The sequence below is a fragment of the Pseudomonas guariconensis genome, assembly GCF_015680235.1.
Taxonomy (GTDB): domain Bacteria; phylum Pseudomonadota; class Gammaproteobacteria; order Pseudomonadales; family Pseudomonadaceae; genus Aquipseudomonas; species Aquipseudomonas guariconensis_A.
Genome location: NZ_JADLJL010000029.1, coordinates 1 through 24627, shown reverse-complemented (window position 1 = coordinate 24627; position 24627 = coordinate 1). Strand labels below are relative to the sequence as shown.

General features: G+C 65.3%; 16 protein-coding genes and 1 pseudogene. 9 read left to right on the top strand and 8 right to left on the bottom strand.

Annotated elements, in window-relative coordinates; genetic code table 11:
* The first annotated feature begins 137 nt into the window (after positions 1-137).
* The 5 genes from peaA to IRZ56_RS17875 all read left to right on the top strand — a co-directional run bounded on the left by peaA (position 138) and on the right by IRZ56_RS17875 (position 6463).
* Positions 138-1703 carry a quinohemoprotein amine dehydrogenase subunit alpha gene (gene peaA, locus IRZ56_RS17895; protein ID WP_196146156.1) on the top strand — a complete coding sequence of 522 codons (1566 nt, stop codon included), beginning with the start codon at positions 138-140 and terminating at the stop codon, positions 1701-1703.
* A 56-nt stretch (positions 1704-1759) separates the two neighbouring features.
* Positions 1760-3190 carry a quinohemoprotein amine dehydrogenase maturation protein gene (gene peaB / locus IRZ56_RS17890; protein WP_196146155.1) on the top strand — a complete coding sequence of 477 codons (1431 nt, stop codon included), beginning with the start codon at positions 1760-1762 and terminating at the stop codon, positions 3188-3190.
* Position 3191: 1 nt separating this feature from the next.
* Positions 3192-3515 (top strand): quinohemoprotein amine dehydrogenase subunit gamma, encoded by a 324-nt coding sequence (gene qhpC / locus IRZ56_RS17885; protein ID WP_196146154.1) that lies wholly within the window; start codon positions 3192-3194, stop codon positions 3513-3515.
* A 32-nt stretch (positions 3516-3547) separates the two neighbouring features.
* A complete protein-coding gene (gene peaD, locus IRZ56_RS17880; RefSeq protein WP_196146153.1) occupies positions 3548-4669 on the top strand; it encodes a quinohemoprotein amine dehydrogenase subunit beta in 1122 nt (373 codons plus the stop codon).
* A gap of 123 nt (positions 4670-4792) precedes the next feature.
* A complete protein-coding gene (locus IRZ56_RS17875) occupies positions 4793-6463 on the top strand; it encodes an AMP-binding protein (RefSeq protein WP_196146152.1) in 1671 nt (556 codons plus the stop codon).
* Between the two features lie 121 nt (positions 6464-6584).
* Here the strand turns inward: IRZ56_RS17875 and mobA are convergent, their stop codons facing one another.
* The 3 genes from mobA to IRZ56_RS17860 form a co-directional block, all read right to left on the bottom strand.
* Positions 6585-7160: a molybdenum cofactor guanylyltransferase MobA gene (mobA, locus tag IRZ56_RS17870; protein WP_196146151.1), complete on the bottom strand. Its 576-nt coding sequence runs from the start codon at positions 7158-7160 to the stop codon at positions 6585-6587.
* Between the two features lie 61 nt (positions 7161-7221).
* Positions 7222-10344: an efflux RND transporter permease subunit gene (locus IRZ56_RS17865; RefSeq protein ID WP_196146150.1), complete on the bottom strand. Its 3123-nt coding sequence runs from the start codon at positions 10342-10344 to the stop codon at positions 7222-7224.
* 11 nt (positions 10345-10355) lie between these two features.
* Positions 10356-11531, bottom strand: a complete 1176-nt coding sequence (locus tag IRZ56_RS17860; RefSeq protein ID WP_196146149.1) for an efflux RND transporter periplasmic adaptor subunit — start codon at positions 11529-11531, stop codon at positions 10356-10358.
* Positions 11532-11698: 167 nt separating this feature from the next.
* On the opposite strand from IRZ56_RS17860, the gene IRZ56_RS17855 reads away from it, so the two are divergent.
* Positions 11699-12400: a response regulator transcription factor gene (locus IRZ56_RS17855; RefSeq protein WP_196146148.1), complete on the top strand. Its 702-nt coding sequence runs from the start codon at positions 11699-11701 to the stop codon at positions 12398-12400.
* A 6-nt stretch (positions 12401-12406) separates the two neighbouring features.
* On the top strand, positions 12407-13705 hold the full coding sequence (locus IRZ56_RS17850) for an ATP-binding protein (RefSeq protein WP_196146147.1): 1299 nt from the start codon (positions 12407-12409) through the stop codon (positions 13703-13705).
* 110 nt (positions 13706-13815) lie between these two features.
* Here the strand turns inward: IRZ56_RS17850 and IRZ56_RS17845 are convergent, their stop codons facing one another.
* The 5 genes and pseudogenes from IRZ56_RS17845 to wecB form a co-directional block, all read right to left on the bottom strand.
* A complete protein-coding gene (locus tag IRZ56_RS17845) occupies positions 13816-14907 on the bottom strand; it encodes a sensor domain-containing diguanylate cyclase (protein WP_196146146.1) in 1092 nt (363 codons plus the stop codon).
* Between the two features lie 74 nt (positions 14908-14981).
* A complete protein-coding gene (locus tag IRZ56_RS17840; protein WP_196146145.1) occupies positions 14982-15818 on the bottom strand; it encodes a DUF4434 family protein in 837 nt (278 codons plus the stop codon).
* Entirely contained in the window at positions 15818-18814 is a 2997-nt protein-coding gene (locus IRZ56_RS17835) for a phage receptor (RefSeq protein WP_196146144.1), read from the bottom strand. The genes IRZ56_RS17840 and IRZ56_RS17835 overlap by 1 nt, the downstream gene beginning before the upstream one ends.
* Entirely contained in the window at positions 18811-20985 is a 2175-nt protein-coding gene (nrfB, locus tag IRZ56_RS17830) for a cyclic di-3',5'-guanylate-activated glycosyltransferase NrfB (RefSeq protein WP_196146143.1), read from the bottom strand. The genes IRZ56_RS17835 and nrfB overlap by 4 nt, the downstream gene beginning before the upstream one ends.
* Positions 20982-21893, bottom strand: a pseudogene (gene wecB, locus IRZ56_RS17825) (non-hydrolyzing UDP-N-acetylglucosamine 2-epimerase). The gene nrfB and the pseudogene wecB overlap by 4 nt, the downstream one beginning before the upstream one ends.
* Positions 21894-22203: 310 nt before the next feature.
* Here wecB and IRZ56_RS17820 point away from each other — a divergent pair.
* Together IRZ56_RS17820 and ilvA are read left to right on the top strand one after the other, a co-directional pair.
* Positions 22204-22650: a PACE efflux transporter gene (locus IRZ56_RS17820; protein WP_196146142.1), complete on the top strand. Its 447-nt coding sequence runs from the start codon at positions 22204-22206 to the stop codon at positions 22648-22650.
* A gap of 181 nt (positions 22651-22831) precedes the next feature.
* Positions 22832-24391: a threonine ammonia-lyase, biosynthetic gene (ilvA, locus tag IRZ56_RS17815; RefSeq protein ID WP_196146141.1), complete on the top strand. Its 1560-nt coding sequence runs from the start codon at positions 22832-22834 to the stop codon at positions 24389-24391.
* The last annotated feature ends 236 nt before the right edge of the window (positions 24392-24627 follow it).

The following is a 24627-nucleotide window of genomic DNA, read 5'->3' as shown; positions in this document are numbered from 1 at the left end:
CCGCAAAAACTACCCAACTCACTGAAACAAAAGGTTTTTACCGACGCTGGCACACTTTCTGTATCAATACCGGCCACATGCACCTGCAGTCCCTAAGCGTGCGAAAACGATAAGAACAACACCGTGGAGGTCTGACCTTGAAGACGACTCGACTCCGGCGGCATGCGGGCAACTTGGCGCTGGTCGCCGCCGCACTGCTGAGCACCCAGGCCATGGCGGCCGAGCAGGGCCCGAGCCTGTTGCAATCGAAGTGCATGGGGTGCCATATCCCCGAAGGCAATGACAGCTACAGCCGCATCAGCCACCAGCGCAAAACCCCGGAAGGCTGGCTGATGAGTATCGCCCGCATGCAGGTGATGCATGGCCTGCAGATCAGCGACGATGACCGACGCACGCTGGTCAAGTACCTGGCCGACAAGCAGGGCCTGGCGCCCAGCGAAACCGAAGGCGTGCGCTACGCCATGGAGCGCCGGCTCAATACCGTCGAGCACTTCGACGACCAGACCAGCCAGATGTGCGGCCGCTGCCATTCCGGTGCGCGCGTGGCCCTGCAGCGCCGCCCCGCCAAGGAATGGGAGCACCTGGTCAACTTCCACCTCGGGCAATGGCCCTCGCTCGAATACCAGGCCCAGGCCCGTGACCGCGACTGGCTGGAGATCGCGCTCAAGCAGATGGTCCCGGATCTGGCCAAGCGCTATCCATTGGACAACCCGGCCTGGGCGCAATGGCTCAAGGCGCGGCCCAAGGCTGATGCGTTGCCGGGCCAGTGGGCGTTCAGTGGGCACATGCTGGCCAAGGGCGATGTCCGCGGCGTGATGAGCGTGACCGCCGATAAAGACGACACCTTCAAGGTCGAGGTCAAGGGCACCTATGCCGACGGCACGCCATTCAACGGCAGCGGCTCGGCGATTCTCTACAACGGTTATGAATGGCGCGGCAACGTCAAGGTCGGCGACAGCACCCTGCGACAGGTGTTCGCCGCTCTGGACGGCGAGATGAAGGGGCGCATGTTCGAGGCCGACCACGACGAGCGAGGCCTGGACTTCACTGCGGTGAAGGCAGGCAAGGCGCGCCTGCTGGCGGTGCAGCCGGCCTTCATCAAGGCCGGCAGCGAAAGCGAGATCACCCTGGTCGGCAGCGACCTGTCCGGTAAGCCGGCGTTAGGGGCGGGGGTGGAGGTGATCGAGGTGCTGGAGTCCACACCGTCCCTGGTGCGGGTCAAGGCCCGGGCTGCGGCCGATGCCGCGCCGGGTCAGCGTGAGGTGGCCGTAGGCGCGCTCAAGGGCGTAAGCCTGGCGGTCTACGACAAGGTCGAGGAGGTCAAGGTGGTGCCTGCCTTCTCCATCGCCCGCATTGGCGACAACGGCGGCTCCACGCCCAAGGTCCAGGGCCGCTTCGAGGCCGAGGCCTGGGGCAAGGATGCCAGCGGTAAGCCCCTGCGCATCGGCTACTTGCCAGCCAAATGGACGGTCGAGCCGTTCAACGAACGCGCCGCCGAAGACGAGGACGTGAAGTTCGCCGGCAAGATGCAGGCCGACGGCATCTTCATGCCTGCCGGCGCCGGCCCCAACCCCGAGCGCAAGATGATGACCAACAACGCCGGCAACCTGAAAGTCATCGCTGAACTCGAGGACGGCGGCCAGAAGGGTGAAGGCCACATGATCGTTACCGTGCAGCGCTGGAACAACCCGCCCTTGCCATAAAGGGTGGTTGTCGCGCATGCAATGAAAACGGGCTGAAGAATCATCGAGAGGTCGCCATGGGCGCACTATTGAACCTGGTCGAACGCAACCTGCATGAAGTGCAGGTCGATGCCGACCGCATGCTCTTCCATATTCCCAGTAGCTCGCTGTTCGCCGCCGACGCGGTGACCGGCGGCATCATCGATGTCCTGCGCCAGCAGGGCTGCTCCGCCGAGGAACTGGTGCAGCGCCTGGGCCGGCAGTTCGCCGGCCAGGACATCGAGGACACCCTGCATGAGCTGATCGCCCTGGAGCTGGTCAGCGACGGCTCGCCGCTGACCCCGGAGATCGCCCTGCGCAAGGTCGAGCGCACGGCTCTGAACACCGTGGTGCTCAACGTCAACACCGGCTGCAACCTGAGCTGCACCTATTGCTACAAGGAAGACCTGGCCAAACCCTCCGCCGGCAAGAAGATGAGAGCCGACACTGCTGAAGCCTCGGTGGAGATGCTGCTCAAAGAGTCGCCCGACGAGCAACGCTACAGCGTGGTGTTCTTCGGCGGCGAGCCGTTGTCCAACCGGCCCCTGATCGAGCATATGGTCGCCTACTGCGAGCGACGCTTCGCCGAGGCGGGCAAGCAGGTCGAGTTCATCATGACGACCAACGCCACGCTGCTCACCGAAGAGATCGTCGACTGGCTCGATGCCCATCGCTTCGGCCTGTCGGTGAGTATCGACGGGCCCAAGACCGTGCACGACCGCAACCGCATCACCGTGGGCGGGCAGGGCACCTATGACGTGGTCCGGCGCAAGGTCGACATGCTGCTGTCGCGCTACCGCAGCCGCCCCGTCGGCGCCCGGGTCACCCTGACCCGGGGCATCACCGACGTGGAGACCATCTGGCACCACCTGTTCAACGAACTGGGCTTCGCCGAGGTGGGTTTTGCCCCGGTGACGTCGGGCGACATGGCCAGCTTCAACCTGACCGGCGAGGAACTGGTGCAGGTCTTCGCCAACATGAAGGCCTTGGGCCGACGGTACCTGGAGGCAGCGCTGGAGCACCGCAACATCGGTTTTTCCAACCTGCACCAACTGATCACCGACATCCATGAAGGGCACAAAAAAGCCCTGCCATGCGGTGCCGGGCTGAAGATGTTAGCCGTGGACCACGAAGGCGAGCTGAACCTGTGCCACCGCTTCACCGGCTCCAATCTGCCGACCTTCGGCAACGTGCACCAGGGCGTCAAGCAGGCGCAGCTCAACGATTTCCTGTCCCAGCGCTTGGACCGCAGCGGCACAGGTTGCGACAGCTGCCGCATCCGCAACCTGTGTTCCGGCGGCTGCTACCACGAGAGCTATGCGCGCTACGGCGACCCTACCCACCCGACCTACCACTACTGCGAACTGATGCGCGACTGGGTGGACTTCGGCATCGAGGTCTACAGCCGCATCATGGCCGCCAACCCGGCCTTCATCGATCGCTACATCACTCCGCGGAAGGCGCACTGACATGAAGCACTTGAAGCCCCTGAACAACAAGGCCCGAATCCTTGAACAGGCCGCCGCCGACGACCGTATCGAAGAGGTGGTGGCCATGAGCGCGGTGGCCGGCTGCACCGCCACCACCGACCCGGGCTGGGAAGTGGATGCCTTCGGTGGCGTCACCTCGCTGTGCCAGCCCATGGAGGCCGACCTGTATGGCTGCTCCGACCCTTGCTGGTGGCCGGCCCAGGTGCCGGACATGATGAGCACCTACCAGGACTGGAACGCCCAGGCGACCAACTCCCAGGACGACTGGCGCAACCTCGGCACCGTGTTCCCGAAAGACAAGTGACAGGCCCGACAAGAACAACAAGGGGAAACCGCATGAAAGCTGGATTCTGCGCACAGCTCGCGCTCACCGTCGCCGCCTGTGCCGGCGCCTGGACGGCCCAGGCCGCCGACACAGGGCCGGCCCTGAAGAGCGGCCAGGAATACCTGATCGCCACCAACTACCCGAACAACCTGCACGTGGTGGACGTGGCCAGCGACACGCTCTACAAGACCTGCCGTATGCCCGATGCCTTCGGCCCCGGTACGGCGATGATGGCGCCGGACAAACGCACCGCCTACGTACTGAACAATCATTTCGGCGATATCTATGGCATCGACCTGGACACCTGTGGCACCACCTTCCACGCCAACTTGTCCAGCGTGGCCGGTGAAATTGGCCGTTCGATGTTCTCCTTCGCCATCAGCCCCGACGGCAAGGAGGTGTATGCCACGGTCAACCCGACCCAGCGCCTGAACGACCACTACGTGGTCAAGCCACCGCGCCTGGAGGTGTTCCGCACAGCCGACGGCCTGGGTGCCAAGCCCGTGCGTAGCTTCCCCATGCCACGCCAGGTCTACCTGATGCGCGCTGCCGACGATGGCAGCCTGTATGTCGCCGGGCCCGATATTTACAAGATGGACGTGAACACCGGCAAATATCAGGTGGCACTGCCGCTGCGCAACTGGAGCCGCCCAGGCTACAGCGCCCCGGATGTGCTGTATTTCTGGCCGCACCAGACGGGCCTGCACGAGTTCTCCATGCTCTATACCGTGGCCAAGTTCAAGGATGCCAAGCAGGACCCGAACGAAGCCGCGCTGCTGTATGGTTACCTGAGCGTGGACCTCAAGACCGGCAAGACCCACACCCAGGAGTTCGCCGACCTTACCGAGCTGTATTTCACCGGCCTGCGCTCGCCCAAGGACCCCAACCAGATGTACGGCGTGCTCAACCGTCTGGCGCGTTACGACATCAAGCAGCAGAAACTGATCGAGGCCGCCAACCTGGACCACACTTACTACTGCGTGGCTTTCGACCGCGCCGGCAGCAAGTTGTACCTGGCCGGAACCTTCAACGACATCGCGGTGTTCGACCCGCAGACCCTGAAGAAGGTGAAGAACATCAAGCTGCCAGGGGGCGATATGGCCATCACCACGACCCAGGTATTCGTCCGGTAGCCACGTGTAGGCAGTGCCAACCTCATCGCGGGACGAGCCCGCTCCTGGCAAGCGGCCTGTGGGAGCGGGCTGGCCCCGCGATTGGGTTGGCAGGAACACCTGCGAACAACAAGAGAGCGCACCATGAACTCGCCAAGCTACACCCAAGGTCGCCAAGACAAGGACCTGCTCAGCCAATGCATCGGCGACGCCTTCGACACGACCGTCGCCCGCTTCCCCGACCGTGAAGCCCTGGTGGTCCGTCACCAGGGCCTGCGTTACACCTGGCGCGCGCTGGCCGAGGCGGTCGATCGCCAGGGCCGGGCATTGATGGCCTTGGGCGTGCAGGCCGGCGACCGCCTGGGGATCTGGGCGCCGAACTGTGCCCAGTGGTGCATCACCCAGTTCGCCAGTGCCAAGGTCGGTGCGATCCTGGTCAATATCAACCCGGCCTACCGCAGCAGCGAGTTGGATTACGCCCTGAGCCAGTCCGGCTGCCGCTGGGTGATCTGCGCCGATGCCTTCAAGACGTCCGATTACCACGCGATGCTGCTCGGCCTGGTACCGGGGCTGCAGGACAGCCGCCCCGGTGAGCTCGACTGCGAACGCCTGCCTGAACTGCGCGGGGTGGTCAGCCTTGCCGACGAACCGCCGCCTGGGTTCCTGGCCTGGCGGGCGCTGCAGGCGCGCGCAGGCGAAGTCACCCACGAGGCACTGGCCCAACGCCAGGCAGAGCTGGATGTGAACGACCCGATCAACATCCAGTACACATCCGGCACCACCGGTTTTCCCAAGGGCGCGACGCTCAGCCACCACAATATCCTCAACAATGGCTACATGGTCGGCGAGAGCCTGGGGCTGACCGAGCATGATCGCCTGGTGGTGCCGGTGCCGCTGTATCACTGTTTCGGCATGGTCATGGCCAACCTGGGATGCCTGACCCACGGCAGCACCCTGATCTACCCAAGCGATGCCTTCGACCCCTTGGCCACCCTGCGCGCTGTGGCCGAGGAAAAGGCCACGGCGCTCTATGGCGTACCCACCATGTTCATCGCTGAGCTCGACCATCCACAGCGTGGTGATTTCGACCTGTCCAGCCTGCGCACGGGCATCATGGCCGGCGCCACCTGCCCAATCGAGGTGATGCGCCGGGTAATCGGCGAAATGCACATGGCCGAAGTACAGATCGCCTACGGCATGACCGAGACCAGCCCAGTGTCGCTGCAGACCGGCCCAGACGACGAACTGGAACTGCGCGTGACCACGGTGGGCCGTACCCAGCCGCGGCTGGAGAGCAAGGTCATCGATGCCGAAGGCACCACCGTACCTCGCGGCGAGATCGGCGAGCTCTGTACCCGGGGCTACAGCGTGATGCTCGGCTACTGGAACAACCCCAAGGCCACGGCCGAAAGCATCGACGCCGACGGTTGGATGCACACGGGGGACCTCGCCGTGATGGACGAACAGGGCCATGTGCGCATCGTCGGGCGCAGCAAGGACATGATCATCCGCGGTGGGGAAAACATTTACCCGCGGGAGCTGGAGGAGTTCTTCTTCACCCACCCGGCAGTGGCCGACGTACAGGTGATCGGTATTCCGTGCAGCAAGTATGGCGAGGAAATCGTCGCCTGGATCCGCTTCCACCCTGGGCACACGGCCAGCGAGGATGCGCTGCGCGAGTGGGCCAAGACGCGCATCGCGCATTTCAAGGTGCCCAGGTATTTCCGCTTCGTCGATGAATTCCCCATGACCGTGACCGGCAAGGTGCAGAAGTTCAGGATGCGCGAGATCAGTATCTCGGAAATCGGCCAGTAAGCTGCGCGGGTCGTGGCGGCCCAATCGCGGGACAAGCCCGCTCCCACAAACTCACCGCAACCTAGCGCTGGTCCCCCCTGTGGGAGCGGGCTTGCCCCGCGATTGGGCCCGCCCAAGCGGCTCATTCCTCCAGCCATTCGGGGCTGTTGAAATTGCTCAACCTGGTATCCTCTTGGAGGCATTCGAACCCTTGCACCGCCCCGCGCAACAGCGCCTTCTGCAGACTGCGCTCACCCTCTCGCCAGGCCTGTTCCAGCACGGGCAGCGCCCTGCGCGGCAAGACACTGAACATCGGCTGCCAATACCCACCCTGGCGCACCATGGCCGGGCTGTCGTGCTCGACGGCCAAGCGCAGCAGGCCCTCGATCAGCGCTCGGTCGACCCGGGGCGCATCGCAGGCCAGCACTATCACCCATTCATGCCGCGCCACTGCGAGCCCGGCGATCACGCCGGCCAACGGTCCGGGGAAATCCGCCTCGGCGTCGGACACCAACTGGTCGGCATAGGCCCGGTAGGCCTCATGGTTGCGATTACAGGAAATCACCACGTCGTCGCACAGCGGCCGTACCACGCGTTGTACATGCGCCACCAGCGGCTCGCCCTGCCAGGGCAGCAGGCCTTTGTCGCGCCCGCCCATACGCTGGCCGCGGCCACCGGCAAGAATCAGCGTGGAGCAAGGGGGCAGGGCAGTAGACATGAAAAAGGGTTCCAGGCAGTCGATGCCGGGAACCCTCCCATGTCACGCAGGCGTTGTCCAGTCAGGGTTGATGGGGCAGCGCCTGGCTGTCCATGGCCTGGCGTCGCCCGGCCAGGCGCATCACCACCACGAAGAACACCGGCACGAACACTACCGCCAGGGTGGCGCTGAGCATGCCGCCGATTACACCGGTACCGATGGCCTGCTGGCTCGCCGAGCTTGCCCCGGTGGCGATCGCAAGCGGCACCACGCCGAGGATGAACGCCAGCGAGGTCATCACGATCGGCCGCAGGCGCAGGCGGGCGGCCTGTACCGCGGCGCTTACCGGATCCTGGCCCTGGTCCACCAGGCTCTTGGCGAACTCGATGATGAGGATGGCATTCTTCGCCGACAGGCCGATCAAGGTGATCAGGCCGACCTTGAAGAACACGTCGTTGGGCATGCCACGCAGGGTGACCGCCAGGACCGCCCCGAGCACGCCCAGGGGGACCACCAGCAGCACCGCGGTGGGGATCGACCAGCTCTCGTACAACGCCGCCAGGCACAGGAATACCACCAGCAGCGACAGGGCCATCAGCAAGGGGGCCTGGCTGCCGGACAGGCGCTCCTGCAATGACAGGCCGGTCCACTCCAGGCCGGCGCCGGGCGGCAACTGGTCGACCAGGCGCTGGATCTCGGTCATGGCTTCGCCGGAGCTGTAGCCGGCGGCAGGCTCGCCGGAAATCGACACCGCCGGGTAGCCGTTGTAGCGGGTCAGTTGCACCGGACCACTGACCCACTTGGCCTGAACGAAGGCGCCCAAGGGCACCATCTTGCCGCTGCTGTTGCGTACATGGATCTTCAGCAGATCCTCGACCTGGCTGCGCTGGTCGCCCTCGGCCTGCACCACCACCCGCTGCATGCGGCCCTGGTTGGGGAAGTCGTTGACGTAGTTGGAGCCTACGGCGGTATCGAGCACCGCGCCGATGTCGGCGAACGAGACCCCCAGGGCATTGGCCTGGCGGCGGTCGATTTCCAGCTGCACCTGCGGGCTCTCGGCCAGCGAGGCCTCGCGCACGTTGACCAGCACCTTGCTCTTGCGGGCATTGGCCAGCAGCTCGTCACGCGCCGCCATCAATGCCGCGTGGCCCATGCCGCCACGGTCCTGCAGGCGGAACTCGAAGCCGGTGGATTCACCCAGCCCGTCGATCGGCGGCGGCAACACCGAGTAGGCCACCGCGTCCCTCAGTTGGCTGAAGGCCGCGGTGGCGCGGTCGGCGATCGACTGGGCGCTGTCGTCGGCGTCGCGCTCGGACCAGTCCTTGAGCGTGGTGAACGCCAACGCCGCGTTCTGCCCGCTGCCCGAGAAGCTGAAACCCAGGATCAGCGTGGTGTTGCCAACACCCGGCTCCTCGGCGTTGTGCGCCTCGATCTGCGCGGCCACCTGTTCGGTGCGCATGCGGCTGGCTCCGGGCGGCAGCTGGATGTCGGTGATGGTGTAGCCTTGGTCCTCGGTGGGCAGGAACGCGGTCGGCAACTGGCTAAAGCCGTAGCCGAGCACCGCCAGTAGCGCTGCGTACACCAGCAAATAGCGACCGCTGCGCGCCAGGGCGTGCACCACCCAGCGCTGATAGCCGTTGCTCATGCCTTCGAAGCGCCGGTTGAACCAGCCGAAGAAGCCCTTGCGCTCATGGTGCTCGCCCTTGGCCACCGGTTTGAGCAGGGTGGCGCACAAGGCAGGCGTGAGGCTCAGGGCAAGGAAGGCCGAGAACAAAATCGACACCGCCATGGACACCGAGAACTGCTGGTAGATCACGCCCACCGAACCTTTCATGAAGGCCATCGGCAGGAACACCGCCACCAGCACCAGGGTGATGCCGACGATGGCCCCGCTGATCTGGCCCATGGCCTTGCGCGTGGCCTGCTTGGGTGGCAGCCCTTCCTCGACCATGATCCGCTCGACGTTCTCTACCACCACGATGGCGTCGTCCACCAGGATGCCGATGGCCAGGACCATGCCGAACAAGGTCAGCACGTTCACCGAGAAACCGAGCGCCAGCATGGTGGCGAAGGTGCCCATCAGCGCCACCGGTACCACCAAGGTCGGGATCAGCGTATAGCGCAGGTTCTGCAGGAACAGGAACATCACCGCGAACACCAGCAACATGGCCTCGAACAGCGTACTGATCACCTGCTGGATCGAGACCTTGACGAACGGCGAGGTATCGTAGGGGATGTCATAGCGCACGCCCTCGGGGAAGTAGCCGGAAAGCTCCTCCATCTTGGCCCGAACCAGGGTCGCGGTCTCCATGGCATTGGCGCCGGGAGACAGCTGCACGCTGAAGGCGGTGGACGGCTTGCCGTTCAGGCGCGTGCCGTACTGGTACTCCTGGGCGCCGATCTCCACCCGGGCGACGTCGCCGATGGTCACCGTGGAGCCGTCTGGGTTGGCGCGTAGGACGATCGCGGCGAACTCCTCGGGCGTACTCAGCTGGCCCTTGACCACCACGTTGGCGGTGATTTCCTGGGTGCTGCGCGCTGGCAGGTCGCCGATGCTGCCCGGCGCCACCTGGGCGTTCTGCGCAGCGATGGCCGTGGCCACGTCGTTGGGCGTAAGGTTGAAGCCGATCAGCTTCTGTGGGTCGATCCAAACCCGCATGGCGCGCTCGGAACCATACAGTTGGGCCTTGCCCACGCCCTTCAAGCGGCGAATCTCGTTCATCACGTTGCGCGCGAGGATGTCCGACAGGGCCGTCTCGTCGAGGCTGCCATCTTCGGAGGTGAGGGTGGCCAGGAGCAGGAAGCCCGTGGACACCTTCTCGACCTGCAGGCCTTGCTGGGTCACCGGCCGTGGCAGGCGTGACTCGACCACCTTCAGGCGGTTCTGCACGTCCACCTGGGCCAGGTCAGGGTGGGTGCCCGGCTCGAAGGTGGCGGTGATGGTGGCGCTGCCCAGGCTGCTCTGGGATTCGAAGTACAACAGATTGTCGGCACCGTTGAGCTCCTGCTCGATCAGGCTGACCACGCTTTCATCCATGGTCGCCGCCGAGGCGCCCGGGTAGACGGCGTAGATCTCCACCTGGGGAGGCGCCACGTTGGAGTATTGGGCCACCGGCAACTGCGGTATGGCCAAGGCGCCGGCCAGGAGAATGAACAGTGCGACCACCCAGGCGAATACCGGGCGGTCGATGAAGAACTGCGGCATGGATCAGGCCCTCACTGGCCGTTATGCTGGACGATGGGCAGGCCATCCTGGGACGGGGCGACCTGGACTTGGTCGCCGGTCTTGACGTGCTGCAGGCCCTCGATCACCACGCGCTCGCCGGGCGCCAGGCCGTCGCTGACGATCCAGCGGTCGCCCTGGGCGCTGCCGAGCACCACCTGGCGTTCGCTGATGCGTTGCTGTGGGTCGACGACCAGCACCTTCGGCACCCCGGCGCTGTCCCGCAGGATGGCGCGCTGCGGCACGCTGATGCCTTTGGGTTGCACGGCCTGTTCCAGGCGCACGCGCACGTAGCTGCCGGGCAATAGGTCCAGGTCCGGGTTGGGGAACTCGCTGCGCAGGGTGATCTGGTTGGTGCTCGGGTCGACGCTGATGTCGGAGAACAGCAGCTTGCCCGGCAGCGGGTAGGCGCTGCCGTCGTCCTGGATCAGCGTGGCCCGCGCCTGGTCCTGGCCGACCTGCTGCAGCTCGCCGGCGCGCATGGCGCGGCGCAAGGCGTTGAGGTCGCGGGTCGACTGAGTGACATCGGCGTGGATCGGGTCCAGTTGCTGGATGATCGCCAGCGCCGTGGTCTCGTTCTGGCCAACCAAGGCGCCTTCGGTAACCAGGGCTCGGCCGATGCGTCCGGAAATCGGTGCGGTGACGGTGGCATAGCCCAGGTTCAGGCGGGCGCGTTCAAGCGCCGCCTTGGCTTCGGCGACTTCGGCGCTGGCCTGGAGATAGGCGGCACGGGCGTTGTCGTATTCCTGGCGACTGACCGCCTTGTCGTCGACAAGCTCGCGGTAGCGTTGCTCCTGCAGGCGGGCCTGGTACAGGTTGGCCTCGGCCTTGGCCAAGGTCGCGCGGGCGCTGTCGTGGTCGGCCTTGAACGGCGCAGGGTCGATCAGGAACAGCACGTCGCCTTGCTTGACGTCGCTGCCCTCTCGGTACACGCGCTTGAGCACCACGCCGGCCACGCGGGCACGGACTTGCGCGGTACGCGGCGCGAGGATGCGCCCGCTGAGCTCTGTGCTGATGGCCAGGGGCTGGACCTGCACCGTTTCCACCCGCACCTGGGGGGTGGGAGCCTGTTCGTCTTGGTCGGCGGCGTCGTTGCAACCGGCCAGCGACAGGGTCAGCAGCGCCAGGAGCGCCAGAGGGCGCAGGCGAAAGGGAAGGGAAATGGACATACGGATCTTCCAGAAATGACAGTGCCTATGCTAGGGCAACCGCTGCGCGCCTGGCTGTGAAGCTCTGTAGGGCTAATGTGAAAAAGTGTAAGAATCGGCATTGCCTGTGTGTGGGATTCGATATCCTGCCTCATCGCCAATCCTTAGCTCTCCCGCCTTTTACGCCTATGCCAAACATTCTCTTGGTCGAAGACGACAGCGCCTTGTCCGAACTGATCGCCAGCTACCTGCAACGCAACGACTTCCATGTCCGGGTGATCGCCCGTGGCGACCATGTGCTGGAGGAGTTCCGCCGACAACGGCCGGACCTGGTGGTACTCGACCTCATGCTCCCGGGCCTGGATGGCTTGCAGGTGTGCCGTTTGCTGCGCCAGGAGTCGCAGACCTTGCCGATCCTCATGCTCACCGCCCGCGATGACAGCCATGACCAGGTGCTGGGTCTGGAGATGGGCGCTGACGACTACGTCACCAAGCCTTGCGAGCCTCGGGTGCTTCTGGCCCGCGTGCGTACCCTGTTGCGTCGCAGCAGCGTCAACGAGCCCCGGCTGGACAGCGACTTGATCCAGGTCGGCGGGCTGCGCATCGACCTGGCCGAACGCCTGGTCACCTGGCGTGGCGATGAAGTGGAGCTGTCCAGCGGCGAGTACAACTTGCTGGTGGTGCTGGCACGTAACGCTGGCGAGGTGCTCAGCCGCGATCGCATTCTCCAGCAATTGCGAGGCATCGAGTTCAACGGCACCGACCGCTCGGTGGACGTGGCTATCTCCAAGCTGCGGCGCAAGTTCGACGATAACGCTGGCGAAGCCCGCAAGATCAAGACCGTCTGGGGCAAGGGCTACCTATTCAGCCGGGTCGAGTGGGAGTACTGATACGCCATGCTCAAGATCCTGGTGCGCCTGTACCTGGTGATCATCGCCGCCTATGCCGGGGCGATCCTGTTCATCCCGGACTCCATCGTCGCGCTGTTCCACGATCGCTTCATGGCCTACAACCTGGAGCAGACCAAGGGCGTGCAGTCGTTGATCGTCCGCCAGTTCCACCAGGCGCCGCGCGATCAATGGCCAGCGGTCGAGCAGGACCTGGCGCAGAGCTTCGCCCCCCTGGAGGTGAAGCTGCTGCCGATGGCCCAGGCGGGGCTTACAGTGGAGGAGCAGGCGCGCCTGGAACATGGCCTGAACGTGATACGCATCGGCGACTGGGGCTACTACGACACGGCCTTGGCACCGCTCGACCCGCAATGGCTGGTGAGTTTGCACACCCCACCCGACCCGATCGACATCAACCTGCTGTCCTGGGGTGTCACGGTGCTGATCGGTGCGGCCCTGCTGGGCTGCTTGCTGCTGTGGGTATGGCCGCATTGGCGCGACCTGGAGCGCCTGAAGGAAACCGCCAGACGCCTGGGGCAGGGGCAGATGTCCGAACGCACGCACATCTCGCCGCGCTCGAACATCGGTGAGTTGGCGGGGGTGTTCGACACCATGGCCAGCGACCTGGAGCGCCACGTCAACCAACAGCGCGAATTGCTCAACGCGGTGTCTCATGAATTGCGCACACCCTTGACCCGCCTGGACTTCGGCCTGGTACTGCTGTTCGACGAAGTGCCACCGGCCAGCCGCAAGCGCCTTTTGGAGCTGGTGGGGCATGTGCGTGAGCTGGATGAGCTGGTGCTGGAGCTGTTGTCCTACAGCCGGCTGCAGAATGCCGACCAGGCGCGCGAACGGGTCGAGGTGTCGTTGCTGGAACTGGTCGACAGCGTGCTCGGCGGGTTCGCCGAGGAGCTCGACGGCCGGGGTATCCAGTGGGAGGTGCGTGCTGAGCACAACCTGCCACGCTTCGTCCTGGACCCCAGGCTGACCGCGCGCGCGGTGCAGAACCTGGTGCGCAACGCCATGCGTTACTGCGATGAAAGCCTGCTGCTGCGGCTGCGCCGTGAAGACGATGGCGCGTGCCTGTTGACCGTGGAAGACGACGGCATCGGCATTCCACCCGAGGAGCGTGAGCGGATCTTCCAACCGTTCTACCGCCTCGATCGCAGCCGCGACCGCAACACCGGCGGCTTTGGGCTGGGGTTGGCGATCAGCCGCAGAGCCATCGAAGGGCAGGGCGGGTCCTTGACCGTGGCGCAGTCGGCCCTGGGTGGGGCGCAGTTCAGGATTCGCTTGCCGGCGGCGTAGCCGCAGCGCCCTATCGCAGAACACGCCCGCTCCCACAAAGGGCCTGCAAAATCAAGTAGTTATGCGTTGTACTGTGGGAGCGGGCTTGCCCCGCGATTGGGCCGGGCCTGCTAGGCACCTTTTGCCAGCCGAGCCGTCCATAGCACGAAGCGGTCCTTGCCGCTGTGCTTGGCCTCGTACAAGGCCTGGTCAGCCCGCACCAGCGCCATGCTCAGCGTGTCGCCATGGTCGACCCGGGCCAGGCCGATGCTGATGGTCACCGGGTATTGGCTGGCATCTTCGCGCACCTGACGGCACAGCGCTTCGACCTCGCGCTCGGCGCCCAGCTGCTCCAACCCTTGGAAGAAGATGGCGAACTCCTCGCCGCCGAGCCGGGCGAACTCATGCCGTCCCATCGTTGCGCGGATGTGCCCGGCCACGCGTTTGAGCACTTCGTCGCCTGTGTCGTGACCGAATCGGTCGTTGACCTGCTTGAAGTTGTCAATGTCGACCATCGCCAGGTATTGCCCCGGTGCGCCGCCCTGCAGGTGGCGCTCGGCCCTGGCCATGAAGGCCCGGCGGTTGGGAATCTCGGTGAGGGTGTCGAGGTAGGCCTGATCCAGCAATACCTTGGACAGGTAGAAGTTGTACAGCTTGGCTTGGCGCATGCGCAGGTAGGTGTAGATGACCAGGCCGCAAAGAAACACCGCATAGCTCAACAGCATCGCGCCTTCGAGCTCCAGCACAGCGATGCGGGTGTGGTAGAAAGGGTTGAGTGTCACCCAAGTGATCGCCATGGCGCAGAAGAACGACCAGCTGCGTACCGGCAGCACCGAAACGCTGTAGAGCACCGTCGACACGCCCAGCACCAGCCATACCGGCCGCAAGGCGATGGGGATGCCGTCGATCACCAGGCGCATGGCCAGGGTGATCGCGGCGACGAACGCCACGTTGAGCAAATCGAAATGCTGGCTTTTACGGATGACGCCGAGTGTCGCCGTAAGGGCGCACAGCAAGCCCAGGAACAGCACCGAGAGCCAGGTGAAGCCTTGCTGGCCCAGGTAGCTCACGATCAGGTCGAAGATCATCCAGATGACGATGCTGATGCAGAAAACCAGCAGGCAGAAACGCTGCATGGCCTCGAATTCGTGCTGGCGGAACTCGGCACGCAAGGCGGCCGGAACCGCTTGCCTGCGCACATGCGCTTCGATGGTCTTGAACATGATCGCCAGCGGGGTCCTCGATCCTGTGGGAGCTGCGGTACGGCGGTCCGACTTGTTCCGAGATGGACCTTCGCTCAGTTCGACCCCAGCGCGCGCGCCCAAGGCCGATAGCGCAAGGCAAACACCGCTTCGGCATGGCACCCTCCGACCAACGCCGGCTGCGCCGGCTCGGCGCGAAATGGCTGGTCTGGCGCGCTGACCTGGCGGAACGCCTCGCGCACGATACCGACGCGGCAAGGCAAGGCCTGCTCGTAGCCTTGGCGTACCTGCATAGGCAGGCGACCGGTACCCGCGCCGTCCTGCCACCACACAGTCAAGCCCAGGTCGGCCAGTTGGTCCAGCCAGGCTGCATTGATTCGCGGCGCCAGGTGCCCGGCGCTGAAGGCGCTCAAGTGCAGCGGCTTGTCCAGGTGGCGGTTGAACGCCCGCAACTGGCGATGCAGCGCTTCGCGGCGGCTGGCCTGGCGAAAGTGCAGGTCATCCAGTTCCATGGGCAGGTACCAGCCCGCTACGGGTAGGTCCCAATGCTGGCGGACCTGGTTGTATTGGCTAAGGGCGCGACCCAGTTGGGCCTTCCAATAGTTGGCCAGGCCTTCACCATCGAGTTCCTCCAGGCGTTGGTAATAGGCCGGGTCCATGTACAGCCCCAGCACCAGTTCCAGCCCCTGGGCCCGAGCTTCACGCAGGCTGTTGGCCAGCCAGCCCCGGGCGCCGCCGAAGTCACTGTCGCCATAAGCGGTCCACTGCACGATGAGGGTCTTGCCGCCGTGGGCCTTGGTATCCCGCCACAGCTGTTGCCACTGGCTGGCCGTCAAGGCGGCGTCGCGGTTGAGTGGTTGGTAGAACAGGCGCTGGTCGGCCACGGCCGGCAGGCACAGGGCAAGCATGCAAATCGCCAGGATTGTGCGCATCAGAAGGTCAACTCCACACCCAGCAGCACGCCATTGGCGCGCTCGTAGAGATTGCCGCCCAGCGACTGCTGGTATTCGGCACGTACTTTCAGCGAACCGCGGTAGGCGTTGTAACGGTCGTCATCGAACCACCACTGCCAGCGCACGCCCACGCCTGTGCGCAGGTCCTGGCGCCAGTCGTTGCTCGGGTCCTGGCTGGCGAACTCGAGGAAACCATAGGGCATGACGGTTTGTGGCGAGTTGCCGGGCAGCTTCCAGGCGTGACCTTGCTGGTAGCGCGACAACCACGCATGGTCGCCGGCGCGGGTCCACCAGGCGGCATCCAGGTAGAGGAAGCGCTCGTTCCATTGGTCCTCGTCCACCCGCCAGTCGTTGCGCCAGTCGCCTTGGTCGAGGAACGAGGCGGTGGCGCGCAGCAGCAGGTCATTGCTCGATTCGGCATGGTGGCGCAGGTCGCCCCAGTTGCCGCCCACCTTGGCCGGGCTGAGCAGCTCGCCCAGGCTCAGCCCGTTGTAGTGGTCGCTGTCGACCTGGCGCTGGTGATAGAGCTCGGCATACAGGTTGAGGTTGGCCAGGCCGAACGGCTTGTAGCGCAGCCCGACCCCGGTGCCCAGGCTCTGGGCGTAGTCGGTGCGGCTCTGGCCGCCGAACAGCACACGGCCATAGACCGAAAGGGTGCTGCCGTTGCGGCTGGGCTCTTCGCCCAGGGCATGGTCCCACATGGCGATCTGTACGTTCTGCGAGCGAGCCCGTCGTTCGGTGCTGCGCGCCCCGTTTTCGAGGAACTTGTCGTTGGTCGAGGTGCCGGCGGGCGACCAGGTGCTGGCCAGGGTGATCGTGTCGCGCCGCGAAAGCGTTTCATGGGCGCGGCGCTGGCGGTACTTGCGGGCCTCGAGGCTGCCGTATTCGTCGTCACCGTCCACCAGGACCTGTTCCACGTCGATGACCCGGCGCAGCTCACGGCGTGCCGCGGCGCTGTCCTCGGCTTCGTCGTAGCGCAGCGCCAGGGTCTCGCCCAGACGGTAGTCCTCGGGGAAGTCGCGGGTGACCCGCTCCAGGTAGGGGATGGCGGCCAGGCGTTGCTGCTTGTCGGTCGAGCCCGCCAGGCGCATGCCATAGTCGGCGCGGTAGCGTGGCTGCTCGGGGGCCAGTCGTACGGCCTCGGCCAGCCAGGCCATGGCCTGGGCGCTGTCGCCGGCCTGCTGTGCGGTGTTGGCCGCCGCGTAGTAGTGCTCGGCGCGGGGGGCACGGGCCAGGGCCTGACGCTGGAACGCCAGGGCCTCGGCAGGGTTGCCCTGACGCCGGGCGATGGCGGCGCCCAGGGCCCAGTCGTCGGCGCTCTGGTGGGCCGCTGCGTCCCAATAGCCACGGGCTGCATCGGCATCGCCAGCGTTGAGCGCGCCCTGCGCTGCAGTCATCCGCGCGTTGTCGTTCCAGGCGTCGGCGGGGAGGCTGCGCCAGATCGGCGCGGCGGCCTCGGAATCGCCGCCGGCCTCCAGGACATAGGCCAGCGGCAGGCGGTTGCCCTGGTCGCCCAGGCGTTCGGCGGCCTGGTAGTAGACCACCGCCTGCCCGGGCTGGTCTGGCATGGCGCAGCGCCCCAGGGCGCGGTACTGGCCGGCTTCGGTGGGTGCCGGCACGGCCTGGCGCACGGCATCGCATTGGCCAGCCTCGGCCAGGCGGCCCAGCAATTGGGCACGGGTGCCGGCATCGACTCGGGGCACCAGGCCGAGCATGCGCTGGGTGTCCAAGGGCGCGTCGCTGCGGGCGTAGAGGTTGCCCAGGCGTTGCAGCAGGTTTGGGGTCAGGCGGCCATGGCGGCGGTCATAGGCGGGTATCAGCAATTGCCGGGCTCGGTCCGGGTGGCCTTGTTCGAGCAACAGGTAGCTGGCCTGCTCGAGGGCGGCCAGGTCGCCGGTCTGGCGGTAGCGCTGTTCCCATTGCGCGGCGGTGCGTGGCTGGGGCGGCGCAGGCGGGTCGCCATACAGGCGCTGCTTGAGCACCGCATGGGCGCGTGGGTCGGCGCTGGCAGTGCAGCCTGCGAACTGTTCGCGGGCCTGTTGCGGGTCGTGACGGGAAAGCCAGTCGACGGTTTCCAGGCAGGGCCGCTGCAGCTCATTGCTGAGTTTGCGCACCAAGGCGGCGTCGTCCCCTTCACGGGCCAGCGCCCACAACTGCTGGCGTTGTTCGGGCTGTTGCAGCTGCTCGGTCGGCAGGGTTTGTAGCCAGCGTTGCGCCTGCTGGTTGTGTCCGACGGCGATGGCACGGTTGGCCATGGCCAGGCGCGCCTGGTTGGCTGCCTTCTCGGACGGCGCGCTGGGCAACAGCTTCTGCAGACCTTGTTCGTCGATTTGGTGCACATAGGCGTTGGCCAGGCGTTGCCAGTCCTCGGCGGGCAGCGTGCCTTGTTCGGCCAAAGGCTCCAGCTGGGCGATGGTTTCGCTCCAGTTGCGCAACTGCTCGGCGAAATTGGCGCGGGTCAGGCGCAGGACCATGCCGTCATCGCCGGGGGGCTGGTGGTTGAGCCAGTCCAGTGCACGGGCCGCTCCCTGCGACTTGGCCAGGCCAAGGCTATAGGCCTGCCGCAGGCGCACCCGGTGATTGCCGGCACTGTGGGCAATCCAACCGTCGACCTGGTCGGCAGGCGGCAAGTCCTGTTCGATCCAGTTCAAGCGCAGCTCGAGTAGGGCATCGGCATGCTCGGGCGTATCTTCGAGCTGTTCGGCCAGTGTCTCGGCTTCCTGGTAGCGCCGCTGGTGCGTGAGGGCCTGTACCAGGAGGGCGCGGGCCTCGTCGTTGTTGGGCACCCGCTCCAGCACGTGGCGGGTCAGGCGTTCGACCTCCTGCCAGTTGTCGCGCTGCGCTTCGCGGTAGCTGCGCTCCATGAACGGGAAGCTGCGAAAGCGCTGGAAGTCGCTCATCGGCGCTGCCAGCGTGGGCAGGGAGGTGGTGCACAGCAACAGGCCGGTGAGGGTCAGGGAAAGACGGGGCTTCATGCCACCTCCCGGGTCAGGTCATAGGCGGCCTGCTGCTCGCTGGCCTGTTCGGCGAGGGCTTGCTGCAGCACGTCCTCGGTGATGATGCCGCGGGCGACCAGGTGCTCACCCAGGGTCATGTGCTCAGGGTCGAAGTCGATCAGCGCCTGGTTGAACAGGGTCACCGGCACCATGCCGCGTACCTGCAACAGGGCGCCGAGCATCACCAGGTGCACGCATACCCGCTCCAGCAGTGCGGCATCGTCCTGGTTACGCTCCAGCACGGCGAGCATCTGCCGGGTTTCTTCCTTCTGCCAGGGGCTGGGGTAGTGGTGGTGCAGGCCAAGGGCGACCCGGCCCTGAGGGGCCAGGCGATTGCTGACCGGGCGCTTGAGCTGGCGGCTGATGACTCCTAGCGAGACCTGGCTGACCGGGCTTTCACTGGCCAGCACCAGGGTATCGCCTTCTTCGGCCACCGGCAGCACGCCGTAGTGGGTGGCCAGGCGGCGGGGCAACTGAGCGATCAGTTGCGGCGAGACCTTGAACGGGTTCAGTGGCGACCAGGGCATGTCCAACTGCTCGGCCAGGGCTTCGACCAGTTGCTCGCTGGTGAGCCAGCCGCGCAACAGCAGTTCGCGCCCCAGGCGCCGACGCACTGGGCTGGTAATCGCCTGTTGCAACTGCTCGTCGGTGATCAGCCCCTTGGCCACCAGGCGCTGGCCCAGGGGCGTGCGAGCGGGCGAGGCGATGGCGGGGAACTCGTGGGTGGTCTTGTCCCAGGCCACGCGCCGCGAATCGCCCATTTCCATGACTTGGCGCAGGGCCCGCAGGTTGGCGAAGAAGTTGACGAAATTGCTCCACATCATGCGCGGGGCCGACAACAGCCCTTCGCCGATGCCGTAGTAGCGGGTGACGAACCAGCCGCGCTGGAACAGGCGGTTGATCAGTAGCAGGCCGTTGAGCCAGAGCAAGGTGGACAGCAGCTGGCTGTCGCCCAGGATCGACATGAAACGCCACGACTCAGGGGCGATAGCGGTCACCAGCCAGATGGCCAGCAATACCAGCAGCAACAGGTTGACCAAAAAGCTCAGCAGGTAGGCGAACAGCCCGCGGCGGTCGCGCCAGAGAAAGTAGTTGAGTGCGCCCTTGCGGCTCCAGCCCAAGTTGCTGGTGCCCTGGAACACGATGCCGACGATCCATCGCGACTTCTGGCGAATGGCGTGTTGCCAGTCGCGCGGGAAGTGCTCACGCACGCAGATCACCTGGGAGAACCGCCGGCTCATGCCCCAGCGCCATTCCTGCTTGAGGGCCAGGGCTGGGTCGGTGATGGAGTACCGGGCGAAGATGCACTTCATGCCCTTTTGCTTGAGGCGGAAACCGATGTCGTAATCTTCGGTCAGGCTCTGTACGTCGAAGGCGATACCGTCGCCATCCTCGAGCAGGGCGCTGATGGCGCGGCGGCTAAAGCAGGTGCCCACTCCGGCGCTGGGCACCTGGCCGGTCAGCGCCTCGCGCACGATCACGTCCTTGCCGTGGTTCTCGGCGAACTCGTCGACATAGTGCCCGGCGGTGAAGCCTTTCCATTCCGGTGCGTAGGGGTAGACCGGTATCTGGATCATGTCCTTGTTCGGCAGCAGATAGTTGAACAGGCGCAGTTCCATGGGCGAGATCACGTCTTCGGCATCGTGCAGGATGAAACCGGCGAACTCGATGCGCGCGTCCTGCTGGAAGCGCAGGATCGCGTCGATGATGTTATTCAGGCAGTCGGCCTTGCTGGTCGGGCCGGGGCGCGCGCAGACCACCTTGTGCACGTTGGGGTAGTGCAGGCACACGGCATCGACGTCGGCCTGGGTCTGCGGGTCGTTGGGGTAGGTGCCGACGAAGATCTGGTAGTTCTCGTAGTCGATGGTCGAGGCGGCCAGGCGGGCCATCTCGCCGACCACGCCCACTTCGTTCCAGGCCGGGACCATGATCGCCAGAGGTTTTTCCGGCACTTCGAACAGACGTTTCTCGTCGGCCGGCTCGAAGCGGTCGTAGATGCGAAAACGCCGGATCAGCTTGCGGCCCCAATAGCAGATGTCGATGAACAGGTCGTCCAGGCCCAGCAGGAACATCAGGCTGGCCAGGGCGATGGCCAGCAGCTTCAGGCCGAACAGCACATAGACGAGGAAGTCGACGAAGGCCAGGCTCATGCGTCTTCCCGTCCGGCGGCTTGCTCTTCGAACCAGCGGCTCAGGCGCTCGGCGATACGCTCGCTGGCGTGACCGTCACCGAAGGGGGTGTAAACCCGGGCCATGCGTGTATAGGCCTCGGGGTCGTCGAGCAGCAGGCTGGTCTGTGCGACGATCTGCTCGGTATCGGTGCCCACCAGCTTGACCGTGCCGCCCTTGAGCACCGCCGGCCGCTCGGTGACCTTGCGCAGCACTAGCACCGGCTTGCCCAGGCGCCGGGGCTTCCTCCTGCACGCCGCCGGAGTCGGTAAGGATCACATCGGCCCGATTCATCAGCGGCGAATCGGCGGCGGGTTGCCAGTTTTGCGCGGCCAGGTGGTCGCGCATCCACAACAGGGCATCGATCACCGTGTTACCGGTGACTTCGATCTGGTCGGGATGCACGCCTTCGCGGATCAGGTTGGCGTCCGAGTCGCGGGTGGGCGTGAAGTGCAGGTCGGCCAGCACGCCGGTCAGGCGGCGGTTGGCTTCTTCCGGCCAGGGTTGGCGGAGGTTGCCGGTGCGCAGGCCTGCCTCGACGTGGCCGATGGGGATCTGGCGGTGGAAGGCGGCGAGGGCGGCGATGGAGCTGGTGGTGGTGTCGCCATGGACCAGGACGATCTGCGGCTTGACCTGTTCATAGGCTTTGTCGAGCTTGTCCAGCAGGTCGCGGGACAGGCCGTTGAGGGTCTGGCTGTGGGTCATCACCTGAGGTCCTGGTCGACGCCAAGGCCGAAGGCGGTCAGGACTTGCTCGAGCATTTCCCGGTGCTGGCCGGTGGAGCAGATGTGCAGATCGATATCTGGCCATTGGCGCAGTACGCGGGCCAAGGGGGCCATCTTGATCGCTTCAGGGCGGGTACCGAATACCATCATGACGGTATGTGCCATGGTTTGAATCCTCCGTTCTATTCCCTGGACGAAGTGACGCGCGCTGCAGCACGTCATAGACAAGCAGTCAAATGTGGTGTTGTCCAATATCGACACGCGCCGGCGCGAGACGTTCGGAGCGCGGCAGACAGAGCATCCGGGAGAGGGCACGTATCGGCCACGAGACACGGAATGCCAGGGAAGGGTGATCAATTGCTGAATCGGTTATTCTAGTACTTTTGTTCCGTTTTCTCCGCAAGATGTATTACTAGCTTTTACTTGTAGCCTTCTGCTTGTAACTTTGTAGGCCTCATCAGCAAGGAGCTGCCCTATGCAAGGCAAGGCACGCAAGGTCGTCCAGGCCATCCTCTACGAAATCATCGCCGTGGCTTGCGTAGCACCCGCGCTGTCGTTGATGTTCGATGCCGGCATGGCCCATTCGACGGTGCTGTCGATCCTCATGTCGGCCATCGCCATGAGCTGGAACATGGGCTACAACTGGGTGTTCGAACGTTGGGAGGCGCGCCAGGACAAGCGCAGCCGCACCTTCCTGCGCCGCCTGCTGCATGCGTTGGGCTTCGAGGGCGGGTTGGTGCTGATCCTGTTGCCGCTGGTGGCGTATTGGATGGACATCAGCCTGTGGGCGGCCTTGCTCACCAACCTGGCGTTGTTCCTGTTCTTCTTCGTCTATGCCTTCGTGTTCCAGTGGGGCTTCGACAAGGTGTTCGACGTGCCGCTCTCCGCTCAGGAGGCCCGGGAAAGTTCGCAGGGGTGTTGACGTGGCGCCCGGTGCCGGGATAAGTTCCCTGCCCATGAACAGATTCCCGCAGCGTCGCGCCATCAGCATTATTACCGCCATTATTCGTTTGGCGGGCTAGCGCGTACGTGCACCGAACCCGCCCTGGAGGCGGGTTTTTTCTTTCCGGCTCCTGGGTACTTGAAATCACCAGGAGTCATCGATGACCAGCCTCAGCGTCAACCCTCGTACGACCTCGCCCCAGCAATTGCTGTCGGAACAGGTTCGCCGCATTCTCAGTGCCCCGGTGTACGACCTGGCCATCGAGACACCCCTGCAACCGGCACCGGCGCTGTCGGCTGCCCTTGGCAACCAGGTGCTGCTCAAGCGTGAAGACCTGCAGCCGACCTTCTCCTTCAAGATCCGTGGCGCCTACACCCGGCTGTCGCGGCTGACCCCGGCGCAACGGGCGCGAGGGGTGATCACTGCATCGGCGGGCAACCATGCCCAGGGGGTGGCGATGGCCGCATCGCACCTGGGGATGCGCGCCACCATCGTCATGCCTACCACCACGCCGGAGCTCAAGGTCCAGGGCGTACGCTCTCGAGGTGGCCATGTGGTGCTGCATGGCGAAAGCTTCCCCCATGCCCTGGCTCACGCCCTGCGACTGGCGGACAGCGAGGGGGCGACCTTCGTGCCGCCGTTCGACGACCCGGACGTGATCGCCGGCCAGGGTACGGTGGCGATGGAGATCCTGCGCCAGCGCCCGGGCGCGCTGGATGCGATCTTCGTCCCGGTCGGCGGGGGTGGGTTGGTCGCCGGAATCGCCGCCTATGTCAAGTACTTGCGTCCCGAGGTCAAGGTGATCGGTGTCGAGCCGGAGGACTCCAACTGCCTGCAAGCGGCCCTGGCCGCCGGCGAGCGGGTGATCCTGCCGCAGGTGGGGACCTTCGCCGATGGCGTCGCGGTGGCCCAGGTCGGTGCCCATTGCTTCGAGCTGTGCCGCCATTTCGTCGACGAAGTGGTGACGGTCAGCAGTGACGAGCTGTGCGCCGCGATCAAGGACATCTACGACGATACCCGCTCGATCACCGAGCCGTCCGGCGCCCTGGCCGTAGCTGGCATCAAGAAGTACGTGGCCCGCGAAGGGATCAGCGGGCAGACGCTGGTGGCGATCGATTCCGGCGCCAACGTCAACTTCGACCGCCTGCGTCATGTGGCCGAGCGTGCCGAGCTGGGCGAGCAGCGCGAGGCGATCATCGCCGTGACCATCCCGGAGCGCCCTGGCAGCTTTCGGGCCTTCTGCCAGGCCCTGGGCAAGCGCCAGATCACTGAGTTCAACTACCGCTACTACCCCGGCAAGGAGGCACGGCTGTTCGTCGGCGTGCAAACCCACCCACAGCACGACCCGCGCCAGGCGCTGCTGGCCAGCCTGCGCGAGCAGGGCTACAACGTGCTAGACCTGACCGACAACGAGCTGGCCAAGCTGCATGTACGGCACACGGTGGGCGGGCATGCCGCACCTGGGGCGCAGGAGCGGGTGCTGCGATTCGAATTCCCCGAACGGCCGGGGGCGCTGCTGGGCTTTCTCGAACGGCTGGGCAAGCGGTGGAACATCAGCTTGTTCCATTACCGCAACCATGGCGCGGCGGAGGCGCGGGTGTTCGCGGCGCTGGAGGTTCCAGGCGAGGAGCTCGCCGGGTTGCCCCAGAACTTAGATGAGATGGGCTATCGCTATTGGGACGAGACCGAGAACCCGGCTTATCGGTTGTTCCTGGGCTAGGTGTCGGGCAAGTTTGTCCCGCGATGGGCTGCATGGCAGCCCCAATGAGATGGCCCAAAATTAACCGACTGGCCTTTGCTTTTGCTTTCGCTTGCGATGCGCGATAGTCCAGGCGCCGCCAAACGCGACGTCAGGAGGCCGAGCGGAGGCGTTACGGAGGTGGGTGCCCGGCAAGCGGCGCAGGGCCATGGATGGCCCTTCGCCGCTTGCCACCGGGAGTAATGCCGGAGCGAGGG